Raw genomic sequence first — 22,591 nt, 5'->3', positions numbered from 1 at the left:
GGTCGCCCTTCGGCCCGCACTCCGTCGGCTTCCGGACACCGCACCGCCACACCGGAGGGGAACGACTCCCGTCCCCCTCGCCGAGTTCGCCCCCGATCCGCCGCGCCGCCGGGTGCGGTGACGACGAGGAAGGACGACGCGCGCCGTGTCCCTGTTGCCCCTCGAAGACCCCGCGTCCCCGCCGCCGGCGTCGCCGCCCGCGGACGGCCGCCGCCGCCCGTCGGCCTCCACCGCCACCCGCCGCGCCCTCGCCCTGCTGCCGCTGCTGTTCCTCGCGGTGTGGGCGGCGGTCGACTGGCACGTCGTCCGCGACGGCGTGGCCCGGCTGGCCGCCGCCGATCCCCGGTGGCTGCTGACCGGGCTCCTGTTCACCTGTCTGGGGGCGGTCGCCTCGGCCTGCGTCCGGCAGGGCGCGATCACGGACCGGCTGCCGCCGGGCGCGCTGCTGGCCTCGCAGATCGCCGCGGGCGCCGCCAACCACGTGCTGCCCGCGAGCATCGGCGCTCATGCGGTGACCCTTCGGTTTCTGCAGCGCGAGGGCATCCCGCTGAACCGCGCCACCGCCTCGATCGCCCTGTACTCCCTGGTCAAGGGTGTGGCGAAGATCCCCCTGGTGCTGGTCTTCCTGCTCGCGGCCCCCACCGCCGTACCCCTCGCGGAATTGTTTCCGCAAGGGCGGACGCTGTTTCTGGCCGCCGCGTTCCTCCTGCTGGTCCCGGTGGCGGTCGCGGCGCTGTTCGCGGTTGCGCGGCCACTGCGCCGTCCCGCCCTGGACTTCGTCCGGACTGCCCTCAGCGACGCCCGGCGCCTGCACACCCGGCCCGCCCGCTTTCTGCCCCTGTGGGGCGGAGCGGTCGTGGCTCCGCTGCTCCAGGCGGGTGTGGTGGCCTGCGTGGGAACGGCGCTGGGCCTGCCCCTGTCCTGGTCGCAGCTGCTCTTCGCGTTCCTCGCGGCGAGCACCGCGGCCGGTGTGGTGCCCGCGCCGGGCGGTATCGGTCCGATCGACGCGGCGCTGGTGCTCACCCTGGCCGGGTACGGCACGCCGCTGCCCCACGCCACGGCGACCGTCATCGGCTACCGGGTGCTGACGGTCTGGGGACCCCTGTTGCCGGGGATGGTGGTGCTGTCGGCGATGGTGCAGCGCGGACGGCTGTGAGCCTCACCGGCCCGAGACCGCGCGACGAGCCGCCGTGCGCCCTTCGCCGAAGCGCCGGACCCCCGCACGCCGCACCCGGCGTCGGGCCCCGGCGCACCTGACGCGTCACGCCTGTCCGGCACGTCACACGCGTCATGCCGGTCGCACGCGTCCCCGCAGCGACAGCCGGGTCAGGTCAGTCCTCCGCCGCCAGCCGCAGGGAGACGCTGTTGATGCAGTACCGCTGGTCGGTCGGGGTCTGGTAGCCCTCGCCCGCGAACACGTGTCCGAGGTGGGACCCGCACCTTGCGCACCGCACCTCGGTGCGCAGCATCCCGTGCGAGCGGTCCTCGATCAGCTCCACGGCGTCGCTGTCCTTCGGGTCGAAGAACGACGGCCAGCCGCAGTGGGAGTCGAACTTGGTCTCGGAGGTGAACAGTTCGGCGCCGCAGGCCCGGCAGGAGTAGACGCCCCGGGTCTTGGTGTCGGTGTACTCGCCGGTGAACGCGGGCTCGGTCGCGGCCTGGCGCAGGACGGCGTACTCGGCCGGCGTCAGCTCCGCCCGCCACTGCTCGTCCGGCTTTTCGACGTCGTACGACATGAGCCTCAGCCCCTCACTGGGAAAGACGGTCCAGAATGCGCGGGCCCAGGTCCGTCACGTCGCCCGCGCCCATGGTGAGAACGAGATCACCGGCCCTCGCCATTCCCGCGATCACGGCAGGGGCCCCGTCCTTGTCGTGGACGGCTGTCACGTCGGCGCCCGCGGCCCGCGCCGCGTCGATGATCAGCTCGCTGGTGACGCCCGGAACGGGGTCCTCGCGGGCCGGGTAGATGTCCAGGACGACGGAGGCGTCCGCCAGGGCGAGCGCCTGCCCCATCTCCGTGCCCAGTTCCTGCGTCCGGGAGAACAGGTGCGGCTGGAAGAGGACGAGGATGCGGGCGTCACCTACCGCCGCGCGCATCGCCTCCAGGTCGGCCGTCATCTCGGTCGGGTGGTGGGCGTAGGAGTCGACGACCTGCACGCCCGCCGCCTCGCCCTTGAGCTGCAGCCGGCGCTTGACGCCCGTGTACGCGGCCAGGGCGGGTGCGAGCTCGGCCGCCGGGACGCCCAGTGCGACACCTGCCGCCAGCGCGGCGACGGCGTTGTGGGCGTAGTGCCGGCCGGGCACGGAGACGGTGAACGTGAGCTGCTCGCCGTCCAGCAGGACGGTCACCTCGCTCCTGAGGCCCTGCGGGACGACCGACAGCACCCGCACGTCGGCGTCCTCGGCCTCGCCGTAGGTCACCGTGCGCACGCCCTCGACACGCCGGGTCAGTTCCCGCGCGCCCTCGTGGTCGGCGGCGATCACCAGGGTGCCACCGGGCACGATCTTGCGGGCGAAGGTCTCGAAGGACTCGTAGATCTCGTCGATCGAGGCGTAGTTCGCATGGTGGTCGAGTTCGACGTTGAGGACGATGGCGACCTCGGGCGCGTACTTGTGGAAGCTGCGGTCGGATTCGTCCGCCTCGGCGACGAAGATGTCGCCCTCGCCGTGCAGGGCGTTGGAGCCGGGGGCGTCGAGGTCGCCGCCGATCGCGTACGACGGCCGCAGGCCGAGCTCGCTCAGCGAGACCGCGAGCATGGACGTGGTGGTCGTCTTGCCGTGCGTGCCGGCGACGGCGATCGGACGCAGTCGGTCCATCAGCCGGGCGAGCGCGTCCGAACGGTGGACCACCGGGATGCCCAGTTCGGCCGCGCGGGCGAGCTCGGGGTTGTCCGCGCGGATCGCCGAGGAGACGACGACGCAGCTCGCGTCGTCGGCCAGGTGTCCGGCGGCGTGCCCGATGTGCACGGTCGCCCCGAGTGCCCGCAGTGCGGCCGCGGTCTCCGACTCCTTGGCGTCGCTTCCGGCGACCTTCGCACCGCGCTGCGCGAGGATCTTCGCGATGCCCGACATCCCGGCCCCGCCGATGCCGATGAAGTGCGGTCGGTCCATGGCGGTAGGAAGGCCGGGTGCCATGTGCGTGTCTCCAGGGTGCGCTACGACGGTGAACGCGCCCCAGCCTATGGGGTCGGGCCGACCATACGGCCCCAGGGGCGCGGAGAACCCCCCGCCCGACCCCGGACGGCCCTCGGCCGCGGCCGTCGCCGGGGCGCGGCCGTCGCCGGGGCGCCCGACCCGTCGCACCTCCGAGGACGCCCCGCACGCCCGTCACCGGGCGGCGGGGCCCCACGGTCCCGTGGCCTCACGGTCCCGCGGCCTCAACGGTCCCACCTTCCCGTGGCCTCGCCGTCCCGCCGTTCCGCGGCCCTCGCGCGCGCGGCCCCGCGTCTACGCCTTGCTGTGCGAGAACAGTTTCAGCACCGGGACGCCCACCTTGTGGCGGGCCCGGGAGGCCCAGTCCCGGTGGAAGAACTCCTCGACGTAGTGCGGATCCGTCAGCACGATCACCTCGTCGGCCCCCACCTCCGCCACCAGGGACTTCAGGGCGTCCAGCGGATGGTCCTCCACCAGGCGCCCCACCGCCGGGCTGCCGGACGCCTGCAGCGCCTGGAGCGACACCTCCAGCGCCCGCACGCCGAAGCCCTTCGCCTCGTCGCCCTCCGGCGTCTCGCGCTCACGCGCGGCCTCGTCCAGCTCGCCGAGGGCGACGTCGTCGATGGCCCTCAGCAGACGGTCCGCCTGGTCGCCGCGCGGCTGGAGCAGTACATGGAAGGCGACCTGCTCGTCCCCGTGCAAGGTGGTGACGAACTCCACGTCGGCGGACGTCAGGGCCTTCTCGATCATCAAAACGCTTGTGAACACCGGCGCCCCATTCTCTGTGAGGACCTCGTGGCCCTCTGTCCTCCGTGGGCCGATCGCGGCCCTGCGGAAACCATCCTTCCCCGTGATCGCACGGGTACTGCGAGATTCAGTGTGCCCGGCGGACACCAAACGGAACGGACGACTCCATCGATGTGGACCGTCGGCGGTGCGCCGACCCGTCCGTGGCGTCACGGCCGCCGGTACCTGCAGAACAGGAAACCCTCCTCCTCCAGCAGGGACTCCAGTGCGAACCGCTGCGGAACCGCGACCGACGGCCCGCCCGCGATCCGCTGGGCATCGCCGGCGGTGAGCATCGGGGCGACGGTCAGGCACAGCTCGTCCAGCACCCCGGCCGCCACGAACTGCCCCAGCAGCCTCGGGCCGCCCTCCGTCAGCAGCCGGGTGTGCCCGAGCGCGCCGAGGGCCTGTACCGCCCGGGCGGGCTCCACGCCCGTGCCGTCCCCGGCGATCACCACCTTCGCACCCGCCTTCCGCGCGGCGGCCACCCTGTCGGGCGCGGCGGCCGCGCCGGTCAGGATCAGGGTCGGGACCAGCGGCGACGTGAAGAGCGGGAGGGAGAGGTCCAGATCGAGACCGGCGGTGACCACCGCGACCGCGGGGGCGGGCGCCTGCCCGGCCGCCGCACGCCGTGCCGCGAACTCCGCACGCGCGCGTGCGGGGCGGTACCCCTCGAGCCGGACCGTTTCCGCACCGACGACCACCACGTCCGCGAGCCCGCGCAGCGTGCCGAAGATCCGCATGTCGGCGGCGGTGGAGATGGGCTGGGAGCGGCCGTCGTGCTGGGCGGCGCCGTCGAGGGTGGACACCATGTTGGCCCGCAGCCAGGGCCGCGGCCCGCCGGACCGGGCCTGCGGGTAGGCGTAGGCCTCGGCGAGCTCGTCGAGGCTCCACTCACGGTCCTCGGCGGCATCACCCCCCTCGCCGGGGGCTCCGAGCGGGCCGCCGCCGGAGCCGGTCGTCGCTGTCTGGTCGGTCACAGGGAACAGCCGTCGCATGCCAGGCAGTCTGGCACGCCCGTAGCATGGGGAACCGTGTCGTCCTCCTTCGCCGCCCCCGGCCTCAGCCCGACAGCCGACGCTTCGCCGGCCTCCCTCTGCGCCCGGCAGCCGCACGTCCCCGCGGACCGGCTGGTCGCCGAGATGGTGCCGCCTCCCCGGTTCGACTCGGTCCGCTTCAGCACCTACCTGCCGGACCCGAACCAGCCCAGCCAGACGCAGGCGGTCGGCGTCCTCGAGGGTTTCGCCGCCGGACTCGGCGGGGCGCACGCCACGGGCACCGGCCGACGGGGGTTCCTCGGCTTCGGCCGGCCGAAGCCGCCCCGGACGCCCGCCGGGCCGCGCGGCGTCTACCTGGACGGCGGCTACGGCGTCGGCAAGACCCACCTCCTGGCGTCCCTGTGGCACGCGACCCCGGCCGAGCCCGCCCTCAAGGCGTTCGGCACGTTCGTCGAGCTGACCAACCTCGTCGGCGCCCTGGGCTTCCAGCAGACGGTGCGCACGCTCTCGGGGCACCGTCTGCTGTGCATCGACGAGTTCGAGCTGGACGACCCGGGCGACACCGTTCTCGTCTCCACGCTGCTCGGCAAGCTGGTCGACGCCGGTGTGGCGCTCGCCGCGACCTCCAACACGCTGCCCGGCAAGCTGGGCGAGGGCCGGTTCGCGGCGGCCGACTTCCTGCGGGAGATCCAGGGTCTGTCGGCACAGTTCCGCGCCCTGCGCATCGACGGCGAGGACTACCGCCACCGCGGTCTGCCGCAGGCTCCGGCGCCGTACTCCGACGAGCAGGTGGCGAAGGCTGCGTACGCCACGGAGGGCGCCTCGCTCGACGACTTCCCGCACCTGCTGGAGCATCTCGCGAAGGTCCACCCGAGCCGCTACGGCGCGCTGACGGACGGTCTGAAGGCGGTCTGCCTCACGGACGTACAGCCGGTGCCCGACCAGTCCACGGCGCTTCGGCTGGTGGTTCTGGCCGACCGGCTCTACGACCGAGAGGTCCCGGTGCTGGCCTCGGGAGCCCCCTTCGACCGGCTCTTCAGCGAGGAGATGCTGAACGGCGGGTACCGCAAGAAGTACTTCCGCGCGATATCCCGGCTGACCGCGCTGGCCCGCGACGCCAGGTCGCTCGTCAAGCCCGACTGAGCGGCCTCGGCCGTCCGATGTCAAGAGCCGGTTCGCGCCACGCGTCCCGCTTTTTTGAGGCGCGCTTCCTCTGGAAACACCGAGTTAACCCTGCAAACAACTTTGCAGGGTTACCTTGTTTCTTGACCAGTCGTTGACCAACCGTTGGTCCGGGCTAGAGGTGTGAGATCGCCGGAGGGAGGCGCATGTTCCGAGGTACGTCGGCCCGCGCCGTGATCTCGCTCCTCGCCGCCGTCCTGCTCGCCCTCGCGTTCTTCGCACCGACGCCTTCCTTCGCGACCGCGCACACGGCGCGTCATGCCGAGGCCAGGACCCAGCCCGGAATCACCCTGTCGGTCAAGACGCCGCGCCACGAGAAAGTCACCGTGCGCGACTGCGGGCTTCCCGGCGGTCCCGCCGACTCCCGTCGCACCCGCGACCGCCACCGCGTCACCGCCTGCGCAGCCTCGGCTCCCCACGAGCCCGAGCGCGCGTTGCCGGCGCAGGACCCCGCGGCCGCGCACCGGCCGGCCCCGCCCGGCGATCTCCGGCACCGCACCTCGAGAACCTCGACGACCCACTCTCCGGAGGCACTTCAGGTCTTCCGCTGCTGAGCGGGCAGAACAGAGCAACAGTCCCCCACCTGTCCTGTGTCCTGCACGTCCGACGCGCCCCCACGGCGCGCCGAGGAGGAGTCACCACGTCATGCAGCCCCTCATCGACAACGCCCGTACCTTCGGACAGCGCCCTGAGGAGTTCGCCAGGCTCGCCGAAGGCCAGTCCCCGCAGGTTCTCTTCATCACCTGCTCCGATTCGCGGGTCGTTCCCGCGCTGATCACGGGCGCCCGGCCCGGCGAGCTCTTCGAGCTGCGCACCGCGGGCAACATCGTGCCCCCCTACGGTTCCGACCGCCCCACCGGCGAGGCCGCCACCATCGAGTACGCCGTGGAGGTGCTCGGCGTCCAGGACGTCGTGGTCTGCGGCCACTCGCACTGCGGCGCCGTCGGCGCGCTCGTGCGCGGCGACGACCTCGACGGCGTGCCCGCCGTACGCGACTGGCTGGCGCACGCCGCCGGCGAGCCCGGCGCAGCCGATCCCAACGACCCGACGGTCATGCGCGCGGTCCAGCACCATGTGCTCGCCCAGGTGCTGCGGCTGCGTTCGTACCCGTGCGTGGAGAAGCGGCTGGCCGACGGCCGGCTGCGGGTGCGCGGCTGGTACTACGAGGTGCACACCGGCGCGGTCCTCGAGCACCGCGTCGACACCGACGGCTTCGAAGCCCTGTGAGCGCCGCCGTGACGCAGCAGAAGCCCACCGGGCGAATATCCCGGTTCCCGCACCTCAAGCAGGACTTCGTCGCCTCTCTCGTCGTCTTCCTGGTCGCGCTGCCGCTGTGCGTCGGCGTCGCCGTGGCCTCCGGCGTGCCGGCCGAGCTCGGGCTCGTCACCGGCATCGTCGGCGGCCTGGTCACCGGGCTCATGCGGGGCAGCAGCCTGCAGGTGTCCGGTCCCGCCGCCGGTCTGACCGTGCTGGTCTTCGAGGCGGTGCGGGAGTTCGGCCTGCCCGCCCTCGGGGTGATCGTGCTGATCACGGGCGCGCTGCAGCTCGCCATGGGCGCACTGCGGCTGGGCCGCTACTTCCGCGCCATCTCGGTCTCGGTCGTCGAGGGCATGCTGGCGGGAATCGGCCTGGTCCTGATCGCCGGTCAGCTGTACGCGGCGGCCGGCGCCAAGGCGCCGGCGTCCGGTCCGGCGAAGATCGCCGGACTCCCCGAGGCGGTCGTGGACGCGCTCGGCAGCGCCGCCGGGTCCGCCTCGCTCGCACTCGGCGCGGGCACCGTCGCGGTGCTGGTGTTGTGGAAGCGGTTGCCTGCGATGTTCCGCACCGTGCCGGGACCACTCGCCGCGGTGGGCCTGGCCACGCTCGCCGCCCTGCTGTTCGACCTGCCCGTGGCCACCGTGGAGGTGCGGGGCCTGCTCGAGTCCGTCCAGCCTCCGCCGCTGGGCGCCTTCGGCGACCTGGCGAACGTCGGTCTGCTCGGCACGATCGTCGCGTTCACCCTGATCGCGTCCGCCGAGTCGCTGTTCAGCGCGGCGGCGGTGGACCGGCTGCACGACGGCCCGCGCACCGCGTACGACAAGGAACTCATGGCGCAGGGCGCCGGCAACGCCGTCTGCGGCGTGCTCGGCGCGCTGCCGATGACCGCGGTGATCGTCCGCAGCGCGGCCAACGTGCAGGCGGGGGCACGGACGAAGGCGTCCCGTGTGCTGCACGGCGTGTGGCTGCTGCTGTTCGCGGCTCTGCTGCCGGATCTGCTGGCGTACATCCCGATCCCGGCGCTGGCCGGCATCCTCGTCCACGCGGGCGCCAAGCTCGTGCCGGTTCCCTCGCTCGTGGCGCTGTGGCGCGAGCACCCCGGCGAGGCGCTGATCCTGGTCGTCACGGCCGTGTCGATCGTCGCGGTCAGCATGTTCGAGGGTGTCCTCATCGGTCTCGCGCTGGCGGTCGTCAAGACGGCCTGGGAGGCCTCGCACATCCGGCTCGAGGTCGTCGACAAGGGGGCGGGCCCGGTGCAGGCGTACCTGTCGGGCAACGCGACCTTCCTGCGCCTGCCGAAGATCCTCGACAGCCTGGAGGCCCTTCCGCAGGACCGTCCGGTCGAGCTGGACCTCTCGGGTCTGCACCACCTCGACCACGCCTGCCGGACGGCCCTGGAGAACTGGGCGGAACGCCACAGCGCCCACGGCACGGAACCGGTGAAGGTCACCGAGCCGGTGAAGGCCCGCCAGGCCACGGCTGCGGCGACGGAGCCGGCCCGGGCCGGCTGACGCCGGACCTGCCCGCCGTCCGGTCCGGGGCGTGGCCCCGGACCGGACGGCGGGCATATCGTTGCAGGAGTAGGCAGAACGGCTCGATCGGGACCTCTGGCCGAGGAGGTCGACATGCTCGAGGAGCTGCTGGGAGCGGCCGCGGCGGTCGTCGCGGGAGGCCTCGTGTACCTCGGGGCCGCCGCACGGGTCGTCAAGCAGTACGAGCGCGGGGTGGTCCTGCGGCTCGGCCGGCTGCACGGCGACGTCCGCCGGCCGGGGTTCACCCTCGTCATCCCCGCGGTGGACCGGCTGCGCAAGGTCAACATGCAGATCGTGACGATGCCCATTCCGGCCCAGGAAGGCATCACCCGCGACAACGTGACCGTGCGGGTCGACGCGGTCGTGTACTTCCGGGTGGTGGACGCGCCGGCCGCGGTCATCAACGTCGAGGACTACCGGTTCGCGGTCTCCCAGATGGCGCAGACCTCGCTGCGGTCGATCATCGGCAAGAGCGAGCTGGACGACCTGCTGTCCAACCGGGAGAAGCTCAACGAGGGTCTGGAGCTGATGATCGACAGCCCGGCCATCGGCTGGGGCGTGCAGATCGACCGGGTCGAGATCAAGGACGTCTCCCTGCCGGACGCCATGAAGCGTTCGATGGCCCGTCAGGCCGAGGCCGACCGCGAACGCCGGGCGCGGATCATCAACGCCGACGCGGAGCTCCAGGCGTCGAAGAAACTCGCCGAGGCGGCCGCGCAGATGTCCGAGCAGCCGGCCGCGCTCCAACTGCGGCTGCTGCAGACGGTGGTGGCGGTCGCCGCGGAGAAGAACTCCACCCTCGTGCTGCCGTTTCCGGTGGAGCTGCTGCGTTTCCTGGAGAAGGCCCAGCAGCAACCGCCTGCACAACAGCCCGAGCAGCAGCAGCGGCAACCGCTACCGCAACATTCCGAGGAGCAACCGGTTGCCCAGCAGCGTCAGCAGCAAGCGTTTACGCAACCGTCGCAGTGGCAACCGCTTCCGCAACAGACTCAGCAGCCGCCGCCCGCTCCGCCTGCTCCTACCCCTCCGGAGGCCGCCGACGAGTGACACCTGCGCCGCGCGTGGTTCCCGGGGCGCGCCACGGGTGATAGACACAGCGGGATCACAGTCCTGTCCGCCAGCAGGAAGGTTTTCCCATGTCCGCGACACGACGTCAGATCCTCGTCGGCACCGGTGCGCTGGGGGTGGGCGCGAGCATCGCGTTCACCGGCGCCCTCTCCGACCTCTTCGCGGGCACCGCGGCCGCGCAGGGCCTCGGTCACAAGGGGTACGGCCCCCTCGTCCGCGACCCCCACGGCCTCCTCGACCTCCCCGAGGGCTTCCGCTACCGGGTCCTGTCCCGCGAGGGCGAACCGCTGCGCTCCGGCGAGGGCCCGGTGCCCTCCAACCACGACGGCATGACGGCGCTCCCGGGGCAGGGCGGCCGCGTGCACCTGGTCCGCAACCACGAGAACCGTCCCGCCGCCGCGCATCCCGTTCCCACCGTCAAGGGCCTGACCTACGATCCGGCCGGCAAGGGCGGCTGCACGGCCCTGACGCTCGACTCCCGGGGCCGGGTGCTCTCCGAGCGGGTCGCGATCGCGGGCACGGCCGTCAACTGCGCGGGGGGACCCACTCCGTGGCACACCTGGCTGACCTGCGAGGAGACCGAGGACAAAGCCGGCACAAACGGTTACACCAAGGATCACGGTTTCATCTTCGAGGTCCACCCGTCCGACCCGCGCCGCACCGGAGCCGTGCCGCTGACCGCGATGGGCCGTTTCCAGCACGAGGCGATCGCCGTCGACCCGCGGCGCGGAATCGTTTACGAGACGGAGGACGCGTTTCTTCACCCCTTCGGCCTTTTCTATCGTTTCCTACCGGAGAAGCCGCTGGGCGGTGTCGGCTCGCTGCGCGCGGGTGGCCGGCTGCAGGCGATGCGGGTGCCCGGCGTGCCGGATCTGTCCTCCATCCAGGACACGGGCCGTGTCTTCGAGGGCATCGAATGGGTCGACGTGCCGGATCCCCTCGCCGCTCAAACGCCTGTCCGGCTGCAGGACTTCGGCCCGAAGGGCATCACCCACGCCCAGAAGCTGGAGGGCTGTTACTGGGGCGGGCAGTGCGTGTACTTCGTGTCGTCGTTCGCGCGCGGGACGGACGGCTCGGCGGCCGACCACTTCGGCCAGATCTGGCGTTACGACCCGCAGCGCCGCCGTCTCACCCTCGTCATCGTGTTCGGACCCGACACGGACGTGCAGCTGCCCGGCGAGTCCCCGGACAACATCTGCCTCGCCCCCAGCGGCGGCCTGATGGTCTGCGAGGACGGCAACGGCGCGCAGCACGTCTTCGGCGTGACCAGAGGCGGCGACGTGTACGCGATGGCGCGGGGGCGCCAGAACATCGGCACGCCCGAGGAGCCCGAGTGGGGTGAGTTCGCCGGCGTCACCTTCTCCCCCGACGGCGACACGATGTACGTCAACTGCTACACGCCCGGGACGACGTTCGCCGTGACGGGCCCCTGGCGGCGCTGACCGGGCTCGCGTGAGTCCCGGGTGAGGCGCGGCGGCGCGGCTGGACGGAGCACGCGGGCGCGCAGGCGGGTGACGACATCGGGACCGCGGTCATATTTCCGTACCGACCACCGGGCGTCCCGCATAGGTTCATACGATGATCCTTCCTGCGCGCCGTCGCCAGGCCGCCGCTCTCTGCGCTCTCGCGGCCGGACTCACCGCACTCACCGGCTGCGGCACGCCCGAGCGTCCGGTGACCGCCCGTCCGACCGCCACCGCCGCCACCTCCACACCCGCCACGGCTCCCTCCTCACCCCGGGCTTCCGCCTCCGCCGCATCCACCACACCCGCCGCCCCCTCCCGGCCCCCCACCCTGGCCCCCGGTCCGGCCGGACTCACCCCAGTCTTCCGCAGTGCGCCCCACGCCGCCGGCCGGACCGTCGCCCTCACCTTCGACGCCGACATGACCGCCGACCAGGGGGCCCGGGCGGCGGCCGGCGAGCATTTCGACAACCCGGGCCTGATCGCGGCGCTGCGCGAGCTGAAGGTGCCCTCCACCGTGTTCATGACCGGCCGCTGGGCCGAGGAGTACCCCGCCCAGGCCCGCTCGCTGGGCCGTGACCCGCGGTTCGAGATCGCCAACCACTCCTACAGCCACTACGCCTTCACCGGCGACTGCTACGGGCTGCCGACCGTCCCCGAGGCCGGGATGAGAACGGATGTCGAACGGGCTTACACGGCGTTCCGCAAGGCCGGCGTGCCGAACGCGATGCCGTACTTCCGTTTCCCCGGCGGTTGCTACGACAGCCGGGCGCTGCGCGCGGTGAGCGGCACCGGTGTCACCGCGGTGCAGTGGGACGTGGTGAGCGGGGACGCGTTCGCCACCGACGCGGACGCCGTGGCCCGGCAGGTGCTGGACGGCGTGCGGCCCGGCTCGGTGGTCGTCATGCACTGCACCCGCAGCGCGGCTCCGACGACCGAGCAGGCGGTGCGGACGATCGTCCCGGAGCTGCGCCGGCGCGGATACCGGTTCGTGAAGGTTTCCGAGCTGATCGCGGCGGCGAGCGGGCGGCGGTGACCTGCAGGGCCGGCGGTCGAACGTGCGGCACCACCGCCTCCCCACACCCCCGGGCCCACGAGTCCACGAGTCCACGAGCCGGACGGTCCTGCGCCGTCGGCCCCCACGCGGGACCACCCGACGCCCATCCGACCACCGACCACCGACCACCGGCGTACCGCTTCAGCGGGCGCACCCCCGCCGCCCGCCCACCGCCTCCCACCCGCTCCGCACGGGCCGCCCACACCTCGCTGCCCGCCCACCACACCGGCCCGATCCCGCCTCCGCCCGGGCGGCCCGTGGCTCCGCTTCGACGACCGGCCGGAGCTTCGTACGCTGGAGTCATGAGCGACGACAGCGAGCGTGAGTACTGCCTGATCGACGCAACCCGGCCATCCCTGGCCGAGGGGCCTCCGTACGCGGAGTGCGTGCAGTGCCGCAAGCCGACGGAGTACCCGGATTCCTACAAGGGCATCACGCTGTGCCCGGTGTGCGAGTGGCAGGAGGCCCAGCGGACCGCGTGCTCGGGATGACGGCTCCCGGCCGCCGGGCAGACGCCCGCCCCCCGCCCCGTGCCCCGCGCCCCCGTGCGGTCGGCTGCCCGCCCGTGCCGAGAACCGGTCAGGACGACCGGCGGGACGTCAGCGCGCAGGCGGCGGCGATCGCGGCCGCGCCCAACAGGGCCGCCGCCGCCGTCGGCCACAGCGGCAGGTGGACGGTGGCCGTCCGGGAGCCGCCCACCAGGCCGCTGACGGCCGCGTGCGCCGGGGACCCGCTCACCACCAGCGCCAGCAGTGCCGCCAGCAGCAGCGCGGGGACCGCCCGGCCCGGCGAGCGCAGCACCGGCCAGGCGGTGAGCGCGCCGACGGCCGCGCCGAGCAGCGCGCAGGTCAGGACGGCGAGCAGGCCTGCGCCGGCCGCCTCGAGAACCGGGACCCGCCGCTGGTGGTCGCTGCCGACCGGGTCGCTGACGAAGGTGACGAGCATGGTCGCCGCCACGCCGAACGCGGCGGCCGCGGACAGGGCGACCAGCACACAGGCCAGATGCGCCCGCGCCGGCCCGGCCGCCGCGGCGACGACGGTGCGGGCGGCCGGCGGCTCGTTGGAGACGCAGATCCGCACCAGCCAGGCGGCCACGGGCAGCAGGAACGCGGCCGCGTAGCCGAGCGAGTCCAGCAGCGGCTGGCCGCCCCGCACGCCGACGCCGAGGAAGACGGCGTACAGCAGGAACGGCGGCAGCCAGCGCTGCGAGCGGACGAGCAGAGCGCTCTGGTAGCGCAGCAGGGCGGTCACGGGCGGCTCTCTTCTTGACGGACGCTCACCACGTGCCACGGCGGGTCGGCGGTCAGCAGGGCGCGGAGCAGGACGTCGGAGTGCGAGCCCGGGACGGTCAGCCGGTGGCGGCGCTCGGCCGTCTGCTCTGCCGACGTGGCCAGCCGGAGCGCTTGCGGTGGCAGGGCCGCGGCCGGGCCGTGCACCTCGACCGTCGTCCGCGGGCCGGCGGGCGCGGTGTCCGGGTCGGCGTCGGAGTCCACGCGCGCGTGCAGACCGCCGTCCCGGACGGTGAGTACGACGTCGGTGGCGTCGGCGAGTCGGCGGGGGTCGTGGTCGACGAAGACCACGGCCGCGCCGGCCGCCGTCCGCTCGGCGACGGCCCGCTCCAGCTCGGCACGCGCGTCCGCGTCCAGGCCGGTCCAGGCCTCGTCCAGGATCAGCAGTTCGGGTTCGGCGAGGAGCGCCTGCGCCACGGCGACCTTCTGGCTGGTGCCCTTCGACAGGCGGCTCATGGGGGTGCCTGCGTGCGCGGCGACGCCGAAGCGGTCCAGCCAGTGGTCCGCGGCGCGTTCGGCGGCCGGGCGGGACAGACCGTGCACGGCGCCGAGGTGAGTGAGGTAGCCGGCGGCGGTGAACGGGAGGGCGGCGGGGAAGCGTTCGGGAACGTAGGCGGTACGGGGGCGGCCGGTGACCCGGCCTTCCGTGGGGGCGTCGACGCGGGCCAGCAGGCGCAGCAGGGTTGACTTGCCTGTTCCGTTGGGGCCCGTGACGCGGGTGAGCGTGGCGGGGGCAGGCCGCAGGGTCACGTTGCGCAGCACCCAGGGGCCGCGTAGGCCGTAGCGGCGGCCCACGTCGTCGAGGCGTAGATCGCGTTCCATGGCAGGCATCCTCTCGCAGGTCCAGTAGCCTGCGCGGGTGAGTGAGAGCCCCTTCCAGACCGAGCCGAACCCCCGTGACCGGGCACCGCAGTTCGTGCTGCCGCTCGTCGTGCGGGTGGAGAAGTCCGCTCCCCCCGCGCGCGTCGACGCCCTGGAGACCGCCGCCCGTGCCGTGCTCGTGATGCTGGGGGACGAGCGGTCCGTCGCGGACGGCGAGTGGGCGCAGGTCATGCGGGACTGGCAGGACGCCCGCATCCGCAAGGTGGTGCGGCGGGCCCGGGGGGCGGAGTGGCGGCGGGCGGCGGAGCTGCCGGGCATCACCGTCACGGGGAAGTCGGCGGAGGTACGGGTGTTCCCTCCCGTGCCGCTGGACGGCTGGCCCAAGGAGCTGGCGAAGCTCCAGGTCTCCGGGACCGATCTCGACGACCCGGAACCGCCCGGCGCCGTGGAGCCGGGGACGGTCGTGCTGTGGATGAGCCCTGAGGTGGACATGTCGGCGGGGAAGGCGATGGCCCAGGCCGGACACGGCGCGCAGCTCGCCTGGTGGGAGCTGTCGGACGCGCAGCGGGCCGCGTGGCGCGAGGCGGGCTTTCCGCTCGCCGTGCGGACCGCACCGCCGCAGCGCTGGCGTGAACTGACGGCGAGTGGACTGCCGCTGGTGCGGGACGCGGGGTTCACCGAGATCGCGCCGGGCAGCTGCACGGTCGTCGCGGACCATCCGGCCCTGCGCGCCCGCTGATCCCTCGCGGCACACGCTCCCCCGCGGTCCCCTCGTCGCATCTCGGCCCCCTGTCGCGTCGCACCCCCGCACCCCGGCACGCCCTCGCGGCCTCCCGGCCCCGCGGCGGTCGCCGGTCTCCTCGAGCCCGACTCCAACCGTCCTGTCCCGGCTTCTCCCGTACCGCCGGTCCTGCCCGTCGTGCCGTGCGGAACCTCAAATGTTGCTCTGAAGCCGGGCGGGGTGCGGTTCGGGGGCGGACTGCGGGGTCATACCACCGTCACCGTGCAGGGGGACGAAGGAGACGGGGAACCATGGTGCGACTGGGAACGGGGATCGGCTGGCGGCCGGAGATCGCGGACGCCGTGGAGCGCATGCAGGGCATCGACTGGGTCGAGGCCGTCGCCGAGAACCTGTGTCCCGGCCACCTGCCGGACTCGCTGCTGCGGCTGCGCGAGCGCGGGGTCACCGTGATCCCGCACGGCGTATCGCTCGGGCTCGGCGACGCGGAGCGCCCCGACGCGGGCCGGCTGACCGCACTCGCCGAACGGGCCGAGGCCCTCGGCTCGCCGCTGGTCACCGAGCACATCGCGTTCGTCCGCGCGGGCGGCCCGCTGACGGCGTCCGCACGGCTGGAAGCCGGGCATCTGCTGCCCGTGCCGCGCACCCGGGACGCGCTCGACGTGCTGTGCGAGAACGTGCGCATCGCGCAGGAGCAGCTGCCCGTCCCGCTGGCCGTCGAGAACATCGCCGCGCTCGTGGCGTGGCCCGGCGAGGAGATGACCGAGGGACAGTTTCTGTACGAGCTGGCCGACCGCACCGGTGTGCGCCTGCTCGTCGATGTGGCCAACCTGCACACCAACCACGTCAACCGGGGTGAGGACCCCGTCGAGGCGCTCTCCGGGCTGCCGTTGGAGGCCCTCGCCTACGTTCATGTCGCGGGCGGCTTCGAGCGGGACGGTGTCTGGCACGACAGCCACGCCCACCCGGTGCCCCGCCCGGTCCTCGACGTCCTGACCGAGCTCGCGTCCCGGGTGTCGCCGCCGGGAGTTCTGTTGGAGCGGGACGACAATTTTCCCCAACCAGCCGAACTGGAGAGGGAGTTGGGCGTGATCCGGGAGGCCGTGGAGCTCGGCTCTGCCCGTCGCGGAGCAACCGTGACCACCGACGCGGACGTCCTGCCCGCGGCCACGCGGATCCCCGTGCCGGCTCGGACCGCGGCCGGGGCTGCAGAGGGAGCGGGCACGGCAACCGCTTGCGCGGAAATCGCCGTTGCGGCCGGGGCTGCAACGGGAGCCGGCGCCGCAATCATGACTACAACCGCTTATGCAAAAGTTGCCGTTACCGCAGGGGCTGCAACCGCTTGCGCAGACATTGCCGTCGCCGCAGGGGCTGCAACCGCTTGGGCAGACATTGCCGTCGCCGCAGGGGCTGCAACCGCTTGCGAAGACGTTGCAGTTGCGGACGGTGCTGCCGCAGGCGTCGTCGCCCGCAGGCCGGAGCGGACCCCTCCCGGTGAGGCGATCCGTCAGCGTCTCGGCCTCGCCCAGACGGCCCTGTTGTCCGCGCTCGTCGCCGGGACACCGGTTCCTGAAGGTTTCGACCGGGTGCGACTCGGCGTCCAGGCCCGGGCGCTGGCAGCGAAGCGGGCCGACGTGGTGGCGAAGGTGGCGCCGGAGCTGCCGCAGATACTGGGAAGCGGTTACCGAGCGGCTTTCGTCGCCTACGCGGCGGGCCACCCGATGCACGCCGGTTACCGGCAGGACGCCCTCGACTTCGCCGCACAGCTCCTCGGGGAGGGCCGCCCCGTGGAGGGACGGGCCCGCCGTGAGTTGCGCCGCTGGTGGCTCGATCGCTCGGGCCCCGTTCCCCGCCGGAGCTCGCGGCTCGGGCTCGGGCTCGGGCTCGGGCTCGGGCAGGTGGGACGGTCACTGATCCGCCGATGACACGGCGTCCAAGCCCGCCAATAACGCCAAGACCGCGGACCGCTCGGGCCGCCCGCCTGTCCGCGGCGTGCGGGCGAACGCCCGGAGTGTGCCGGGGTTAACACCATCCGCTGCTCGACGCATCCATCAACCGTTTACCGCCCGTTTCCCCCACTTTCACCACCCCCTCACACCTTCGGTTTCGCCTGATATGCACGGAATCATACTGTTCACCGGTGAGCCGAACTGCACACAACCGGCGCAGTAACATTCCAGAACATCCAGTTCCGCTACCGAAGTGCACTTGCGTGCAGTGCCGCGAGCAGGAGGCACCATGCGACCGCGACCCCCGGTCCAGGGCAGAGGCATCTTCAGCGGCACCGGGCTCATCATCACGTGCCTGGCCGCCACTCTCGCAGCGCTGGTCTTCCCGATCTGGTCGTACGCCGACCGCGCGGACTCCGGTGTGGACGTGCTCAACGCGCAGACCGTGTCGACACAGTACGGACCGCTGTCCGCGCTGGACCGGGAGTTCGTCGCCAAGGTCCGGCTGGCGGGACTGTGGGAGTTGCCCGCCGGCCGCCAGGCGGAGACGAAGGGCACCACCGAGGCGGTGCGCGCGGCGGGCAGGCACCTCGTCGAGGGACACGCCTTCCTGGACGATCGGGTCCGCGTCGTCGCCTCCCAGCTGGGCCTGTCGCTGCCGAACGAACCCAACGACCAGCAACAGGGCTGGCTGAGTCAGCTGACCTCGGCCCAGGGCCGCCAGTACGACTGGGAGTTCGCCAACATCCTGCGCCTCGCGCACGGCCGGGTGTTCTCCGTCGTCGCCCAGGTACGGGCGAGCACCCGCAACTCCCTGGTCCGGGCGCTCGCCGACGACGCCAACACCACCGTGCTGGACCACATCAAGGTTCTGGAGGCCACCGGGTACGTCGACTTCGACGCCCTCGCCCGGGACATGGCTGCCGACGTCAAGCCGCCTCTGGACCGCTCACCCGCCCCGCCGGGCCCGACGACCGACCCCGGACCGGTCGTACCGCTCACCGCGTCGCCGGACCCCACCTACCCGCTCCCGCCGGCCGCGGCCAGTCCGCCGCCCGTCGGCTGAGCCCGCCGACGCCCGCGCCCCACACCCACCACCCCCGCACCCCCGCACCCCCGCACCCCCGCACCCCCGCACCCCGGTAACGGAACATCACCTACCGCGCCCGCCCGACGCGGACGACACCCGAGCCCGGCCAGGTACCTGACTCCGCGTGAGCGGGTGCCCTCCAGGTGGGGGGCGTGCTGCACCAGCCGGGGGCGCACAAGGGGCATTGGCGACGACACCCGTCACCGGTGCTTGCCTTCCCCCACCACCGCACCAAACATCCCTTCTGTCGCCGCCGTGCATCGAAGGGACCCCGATGAGAGCCGCCGCCCTCCACTCGGCTGCAGGAGCCCTGCTGCTGACCGCCCTCTCCGCCGTCCCGGCGGGCGGCGTCCCGGGCGCGGCCGCCGGGCGTTCCCCGGCGTCCGGTGTGGCGCTCGCCGCCGCGCGGGCCGCGGCGAAGGGCGTCGCCTTCGGGGCCTGCGCCGAGGCGGAGGAACTGCCCGCCGCCATGAAGTGCGGCACGGTCGCCGTACCGCTCGACTACGCCCGTCCGGACGGCAAGCAGATCAAACTGACCGTCAGCCTGGTGCAGGCCACCCGCCGAGACCCGCACAACAGCAAACATCGGGTGCCCCGGCAGGGCGCCCTGGTGTTCAACCCGGGCGGTCCCGGCGGCTCGGGGCTGTACTTCCCGCTGACCGGGCTCCTGCCGGAGTGGAAGCGCATCGGGGCGGCCTACGACCTCGTCGGCTACGACCCGCGCGGGGTCGGCCGCTCGGGGCCCCTGTCCTGCCAGGACCCCAAGCGCTTCTTCAAGGGCCCCTCCCCCGCGCCGACGCATCCCTCGGAGTCGTACAAGCGGGAGCGCATCGCGCAGGCCAAGGCGTACGCGCAGGGCTGCGCGAAGCGGGCGGGCGGCGCGCTGCGGCACTACAACTCGCTCAACAACGCCCGCGATCTGGACGTGCTGCGGGCCGCGCTGGGCGAGGAACGGCTGACGTTCATGGGCGCGTCGTACGGAACCTACTTCGGGGCGGTCTACGCGACCCTGTTCCCCTCCCACGTGCGGCGCATGGTGTTCGACGCGGCCGTGAACCCGGACCCGGCGCAGATCTGGTACCGCAACAACCTCGACCAGTCGATGGCGTTCGAGAGCCGCTGGACGGACTTCCGCGAATGGATCGCCGCGCACGACGACGTGTACGGCCTCGGCGCCACCGCGCAGGAGGTGCTGTCCAGCTACGAGCGGGCGCGGGCCCGGCTCGCCGCGGAGCCGGCCGGCGGGACGGTCGGGCCGAGCCAGCTCCAGGGCGCGTTCCTGCAGGCCGGGTACTACGACGACTACTGGCCCGCTCGTGCGCAGGCGCTGTCGGAGTACCTGAAGGGCGATCCGAAGCAGCTGATCGCGCAGGCCGCTCCGGTGCGGGGGGCCGCGGCGGAGGCGGAGAACGCGAACGCCGTGTACACGGCCGTGGAGTGCAACGACGCGTCGTGGCCGACGGACTGGAAGGTGTGGGACCGCGACAACACGCGCCTCGCGCGGGTCGCGCCGTTCGAGACCTGGGACAACGTGTGGGCGAACCTGCCCTGCGCGTACTGGCCGGCGCCACGGCAGCGGCCGCTCGACGTGCGGACGGGGCCGGGCGAGCTGGCGCCGACGCTGATCCTGGCCGCCGAGCGGGACGCCGCCGCGCCCTATGACGGTGCGCTGGAGATGCACCGCCGCCTGTCGGGGTCGGTGCTGGTGACGGAGCGGGACGCCGGCACCCACGGCATCGCGGGCGGTCCGAACCGCTGCGTCAACGGGCATCTCGAGGCGTATCTGCTGGAGGGACGTCTCCCGGCCCGGCGCTCCGCCTGCGCGGCGCACGCGGAGCCGAAACCGCTCGCGTCGCGGTAGGGCGCCGGACAGGCGGCGGGGCCGCGTGGGGCTGGTCGCTCCCACGCGGCCCCGCCGCCTGTCGATGCGCTCCCGCCCCGGGGCGTCAGGCCAGCCCGGCGACGAGATCCGCCACGGACTTGCGGCGGCCCGTGTAGAACGGGACCTCCTCGCGGACGTGCATACGGGCCTCCGAGGCACGCAGGTGACGCATGAGGTCGACGATGCGGTGCAGCTCGTCGGCCTCGAAGGCCAGGATCCACTCGTAGTCGCCGAGCGAGAACGAGGCGACCGTGTTGGCGCGGACGTCCGGATAGCCGCGGGCCATCTTGCCGTGGTCGGCGAGCATGCGGCGGCGGTCCTCGTCGGGCAGCAGGTACCAGTCGTAGGAGCGCACGAAGGGGTAGACGCTCACGTAGTCGCGGGCCGTCTCGTCGGCGAGGAACGCCGGGATGTGCGAGCGGTTGAACTCGGCGGGGCGGTGCAGCGCCATGTTCGACCAGACCGGCTCGAGTGCGCGGCCCAGTTTCGTGCGGCGGAAGAGGTTGTACGCCTCCTGGAGCTGGTCGGCGGTCTCGGCGTGCCACCAGATCATGAGGTCGGCGTCGGCGCGCAGACCGGACAGGTCGTACGTGCCGCGGATCGTCACGTCCTTGGCCGCGAGCTGGTCGAACAGCTCCTGCACCTCGTCGGCGAGGCCCGCGCGGTCCTCGGGCAGCGCGTCCTTCAGCCTGAAGACGGACCACAGGGTGTAACGGATGACCTCGTTGAGGTCCTTGGCCAGCTTGCCCTTGTTGGGGATCCTGCCGGGCTCGGTGGTGGAGGCGTCGTCACTCATGGTTCTCATTCTCCCGCTCCGCCGTGCAGACTCTGCACCGGGGCGGCCGCGAGGTCCCGTACCGCGCCGAGATCGCCGCCGAGCTGGTCGGCCGCGGCGTACGCGCTCGCGATGCAGGCCGGGATGCCCACACCGTCGTACTGCGCGCCGCACACCGCGAGGCCGGGGAGTTTCGCGACGTGCTCGCGGATGCGGGCCACGCGCGCGTGGTGGCCGACCGGGTACTGGGGCAGGCCGCCCGTCCAGCGGGTGACGCGGGTTTCGACGGGCGCGGCGGCCAGGCCGACGGCCTCGCGCAGGTCGTGGCGGGACACCGCGACGAGGTCGGCGTCCTCGCGGTCGAGGATCTCCGTCTCGCCGTACCGCCCCACCGAGGTGCGCAGCACGATCGTGCCCGGGTCCTCGTCGGCGATCCAGCCCCACTTCTGGGAGGCGAACGTGGACGCCTTGATGGCGTGTCCGTCGACGGGCGGGACGAGGAAGCCGCTGCCTTCGGGCAGGGTGGTCCCGGCGCGCCGGTAGGCCAGCGTGATCAGCGCCATGGAGGCGTACTCCACCGTGCGCAGCTCGGCCGCGGCACCGGGGGCCTCGGCGGCCAGCAGCGCGGCGGCGGCCGGTGCCGGGACGGCGACGATCACGGCGTCGGCGTGGAGCACCCGCTCCCCGGCGGTGACGCGCCAACCGCCCGCTGCGTCGCGGCGCAGCCCGCTCACCGGTACGCGCGTGTGGATCTCTCCGCCGCGCGCCTCGACGGAGGCGGCGACCGCGAGCGGCAGGCAACCCACGCCGCCCTCGATCCCCAGGAAGACCGGCCCGGTCTGCTGGTTCGCGGCGGCCTTGGCCTGGATCTCGCGGACGGCCTCCGTCAGGGAGGTGTGCGCGCGCGCCGCCTGGAAGAGCTGCGGGACGGCCGAGCGCATCGAGATCCGGTAGGCGTCTCCGGCGTACACCCCGCCCAGCAGCGGTTCGACGAGACGATCGACGACCTCACGGCCCAAACGGGCGGCCACGTACTCACCGACCGCCACGTCCTCCCCGAGCGGTGTGGGGGGCAGGCCGGCGTCGCGCTCGATCCGGGCGACGCCCTCCTCGGACAGGACGCCGGACAGGGCGTCGCCCGTGCCGGGGACGCCCATGACGTGGCCCCTGGGCATGGGGCGCAGGGCGCCGCGGGTCCAGATCGAGGCGGAGGCGGTGGCCGGTGGCTGCAGACGCTCGGCGAGGCCGGCCTCGCGCGCGAGGGCGACCGCCTCGGGACGGCGCGCCAGCATCGACTCAGCGCCGAGGTCCACGCGCACGCCCGCGATCTCGCCGGGCAGCAGTTTGCCGCCGACCCGGTCCGACGCCTCCAGTACGGTGACCCGGGCCCCGCGCCCGAGCAGCCGGTGGGCCGCGGCCAGTCCGGCGATGCCGGCTCCCACGACGACGACGTGTTGACCCCTGCCCGTACCCGTTGCGCTCATGACTCCACTCTCTCAGACCCCGCCGACAGCGCCGCCGGCCCCCGGTGTCCTCCTCGCGTCCCGAC

The 22,591-nt window shown here is 73.2% G+C and carries 21 protein-coding genes; 13 read left to right on the top strand and 8 right to left on the bottom strand.

What is annotated here, in order from left to right:
- Positions 1–145: 145 nt before the first annotated feature.
- Positions 146–1,156: a YbhN family protein gene (locus C6376_RS29535; protein ID WP_107446199.1), complete on the top strand. Its 1,011-nt coding sequence runs from the start codon at positions 146–148 to the stop codon at positions 1,154–1,156.
- A 175-nt stretch (positions 1,157–1,331) separates the two neighbouring features.
- Here the strand turns inward: C6376_RS29535 and msrB are convergent, their stop codons facing one another.
- The 4 genes from msrB to C6376_RS29515 form a co-directional block, all read right to left on the bottom strand.
- Positions 1,332–1,736 carry a peptide-methionine (R)-S-oxide reductase MsrB gene (gene msrB / locus C6376_RS29530; RefSeq protein ID WP_107446198.1) on the bottom strand — a complete coding sequence of 135 codons (405 nt, stop codon included), beginning with the start codon at positions 1,734–1,736 and terminating at the stop codon, positions 1,332–1,334.
- A gap of 13 nt (positions 1,737–1,749) precedes the next feature.
- Entirely contained in the window at positions 1,750–3,135 is a 1,386-nt protein-coding gene (gene murC / locus C6376_RS29525) for a UDP-N-acetylmuramate--L-alanine ligase (RefSeq protein WP_107446197.1), read from the bottom strand.
- 312 nt (positions 3,136–3,447) lie between these two features.
- On the bottom strand, positions 3,448–3,921 hold the full coding sequence (locus C6376_RS29520) for an indole-3-glycerol phosphate synthase (protein ID WP_173985757.1): 474 nt from the start codon (positions 3,919–3,921) through the stop codon (positions 3,448–3,450).
- Positions 3,922–4,109: 188 nt separating this feature from the next.
- The gene (locus tag C6376_RS29515) at positions 4,110–4,937 is read right to left on the bottom strand and encodes a pyrimidine reductase family protein (RefSeq protein WP_107446196.1); all 828 of its coding nucleotides are present in this window, start codon (positions 4,935–4,937) and stop codon (positions 4,110–4,112) included.
- Between the two features lie 36 nt (positions 4,938–4,973).
- On the opposite strand from C6376_RS29515, the gene zapE reads away from it, so the two are divergent.
- The 8 genes from zapE to C6376_RS29475 all read left to right on the top strand — a co-directional run bounded on the left by zapE (position 4,974) and on the right by C6376_RS29475 (position 12,987).
- A complete protein-coding gene (zapE, locus tag C6376_RS29510) occupies positions 4,974–6,080 on the top strand; it encodes a cell division protein ZapE (RefSeq protein WP_107446195.1) in 1,107 nt (368 codons plus the stop codon).
- Between the two features lie 185 nt (positions 6,081–6,265).
- Entirely contained in the window at positions 6,266–6,673 is a 408-nt protein-coding gene (locus tag C6376_RS29505) for a hypothetical protein (protein WP_107446194.1), read from the top strand.
- A gap of 91 nt (positions 6,674–6,764) precedes the next feature.
- Positions 6,765–7,346 carry a carbonic anhydrase gene (locus tag C6376_RS29500; RefSeq protein ID WP_107446193.1) on the top strand — a complete coding sequence of 194 codons (582 nt, stop codon included), beginning with the start codon at positions 6,765–6,767 and terminating at the stop codon, positions 7,344–7,346.
- 8 nt (positions 7,347–7,354) lie between these two features.
- Positions 7,355–8,887, top strand: coding sequence for a SulP family inorganic anion transporter (locus C6376_RS29495; protein ID WP_107449267.1), 1,533 nt, complete (start codon positions 7,355–7,357; stop codon positions 8,885–8,887).
- A gap of 114 nt (positions 8,888–9,001) precedes the next feature.
- Entirely contained in the window at positions 9,002–9,955 is a 954-nt protein-coding gene (locus C6376_RS29490; protein WP_107446192.1) for a slipin family protein, read from the top strand.
- A gap of 89 nt (positions 9,956–10,044) precedes the next feature.
- On the top strand, positions 10,045–11,418 hold the full coding sequence (locus C6376_RS29485) for an alkaline phosphatase PhoX (RefSeq protein WP_107446191.1): 1,374 nt from the start codon (positions 10,045–10,047) through the stop codon (positions 11,416–11,418).
- A gap of 136 nt (positions 11,419–11,554) precedes the next feature.
- Positions 11,555–12,475, top strand: a complete 921-nt coding sequence (locus C6376_RS29480) for a polysaccharide deacetylase family protein (protein ID WP_173985756.1) — start codon at positions 11,555–11,557, stop codon at positions 12,473–12,475.
- Positions 12,476–12,798: 323 nt separating this feature from the next.
- Positions 12,799–12,987: a hypothetical protein gene (locus C6376_RS29475; RefSeq protein ID WP_107446190.1), complete on the top strand. Its 189-nt coding sequence runs from the start codon at positions 12,799–12,801 to the stop codon at positions 12,985–12,987.
- 88 nt (positions 12,988–13,075) lie between these two features.
- On the opposite strand, the gene C6376_RS29470 is transcribed toward C6376_RS29475, so the two are convergent.
- Both C6376_RS29470 and C6376_RS29465 read right to left on the bottom strand, forming a co-directional pair.
- Positions 13,076–13,747, bottom strand: coding sequence for an ABC transporter (locus C6376_RS29470; RefSeq protein WP_107446189.1), 672 nt, complete (start codon positions 13,745–13,747; stop codon positions 13,076–13,078).
- Positions 13,744–14,607 (bottom strand): ABC transporter ATP-binding protein, encoded by an 864-nt coding sequence (locus tag C6376_RS29465; RefSeq protein WP_107446188.1) that lies wholly within the window; start codon positions 14,605–14,607, stop codon positions 13,744–13,746. The genes C6376_RS29470 and C6376_RS29465 overlap by 4 nt, the downstream gene beginning before the upstream one ends.
- Before the next feature lie 37 nt (positions 14,608–14,644).
- On the opposite strand from C6376_RS29465, the gene C6376_RS29460 reads away from it, so the two are divergent.
- The 4 genes from C6376_RS29460 to C6376_RS29445 all read left to right on the top strand — a co-directional run bounded on the left by C6376_RS29460 (position 14,645) and on the right by C6376_RS29445 (position 20,246).
- Entirely contained in the window at positions 14,645–15,346 is a 702-nt protein-coding gene (locus C6376_RS29460; RefSeq protein WP_107446187.1) for a peptidyl-tRNA hydrolase, read from the top strand.
- 293 nt (positions 15,347–15,639) lie between these two features.
- Positions 15,640–17,271: a DUF692 domain-containing protein gene (locus C6376_RS29455; RefSeq protein ID WP_107446186.1), complete on the top strand. Its 1,632-nt coding sequence runs from the start codon at positions 15,640–15,642 to the stop codon at positions 17,269–17,271.
- A 313-nt stretch (positions 17,272–17,584) separates the two neighbouring features.
- Positions 17,585–18,361, top strand: a complete 777-nt coding sequence (locus C6376_RS29450) for a DUF4142 domain-containing protein (protein WP_107446185.1) — start codon at positions 17,585–17,587, stop codon at positions 18,359–18,361.
- 298 nt (positions 18,362–18,659) lie between these two features.
- The gene (locus C6376_RS29445) at positions 18,660–20,246 is read left to right on the top strand and encodes an alpha/beta hydrolase (RefSeq protein WP_107446184.1); all 1,587 of its coding nucleotides are present in this window, start codon (positions 18,660–18,662) and stop codon (positions 20,244–20,246) included.
- An 85-nt stretch (positions 20,247–20,331) separates the two neighbouring features.
- On the opposite strand, the gene hemQ is transcribed toward C6376_RS29445, so the two are convergent.
- Together hemQ and hemG are read right to left on the bottom strand one after the other, a co-directional pair.
- Positions 20,332–21,063 carry a hydrogen peroxide-dependent heme synthase gene (gene hemQ / locus C6376_RS29440; protein ID WP_107446183.1) on the bottom strand — a complete coding sequence of 244 codons (732 nt, stop codon included), beginning with the start codon at positions 21,061–21,063 and terminating at the stop codon, positions 20,332–20,334.
- 5 nt (positions 21,064–21,068) lie between these two features.
- Positions 21,069–22,526 carry a protoporphyrinogen oxidase gene (gene hemG, locus C6376_RS29435; RefSeq protein ID WP_107446182.1) on the bottom strand — a complete coding sequence of 486 codons (1,458 nt, stop codon included), beginning with the start codon at positions 22,524–22,526 and terminating at the stop codon, positions 21,069–21,071.
- Between the last annotated feature and the right edge of the window lie 65 nt (positions 22,527–22,591).

The organism is Streptomyces sp. P3 (assembly GCF_003032475.1).
Classification (GTDB): Bacteria; Actinomycetota; Actinomycetes; order Streptomycetales; family Streptomycetaceae; genus Streptomyces.
This window is presented reverse-complemented; position numbering and strand designations above follow the sequence as displayed.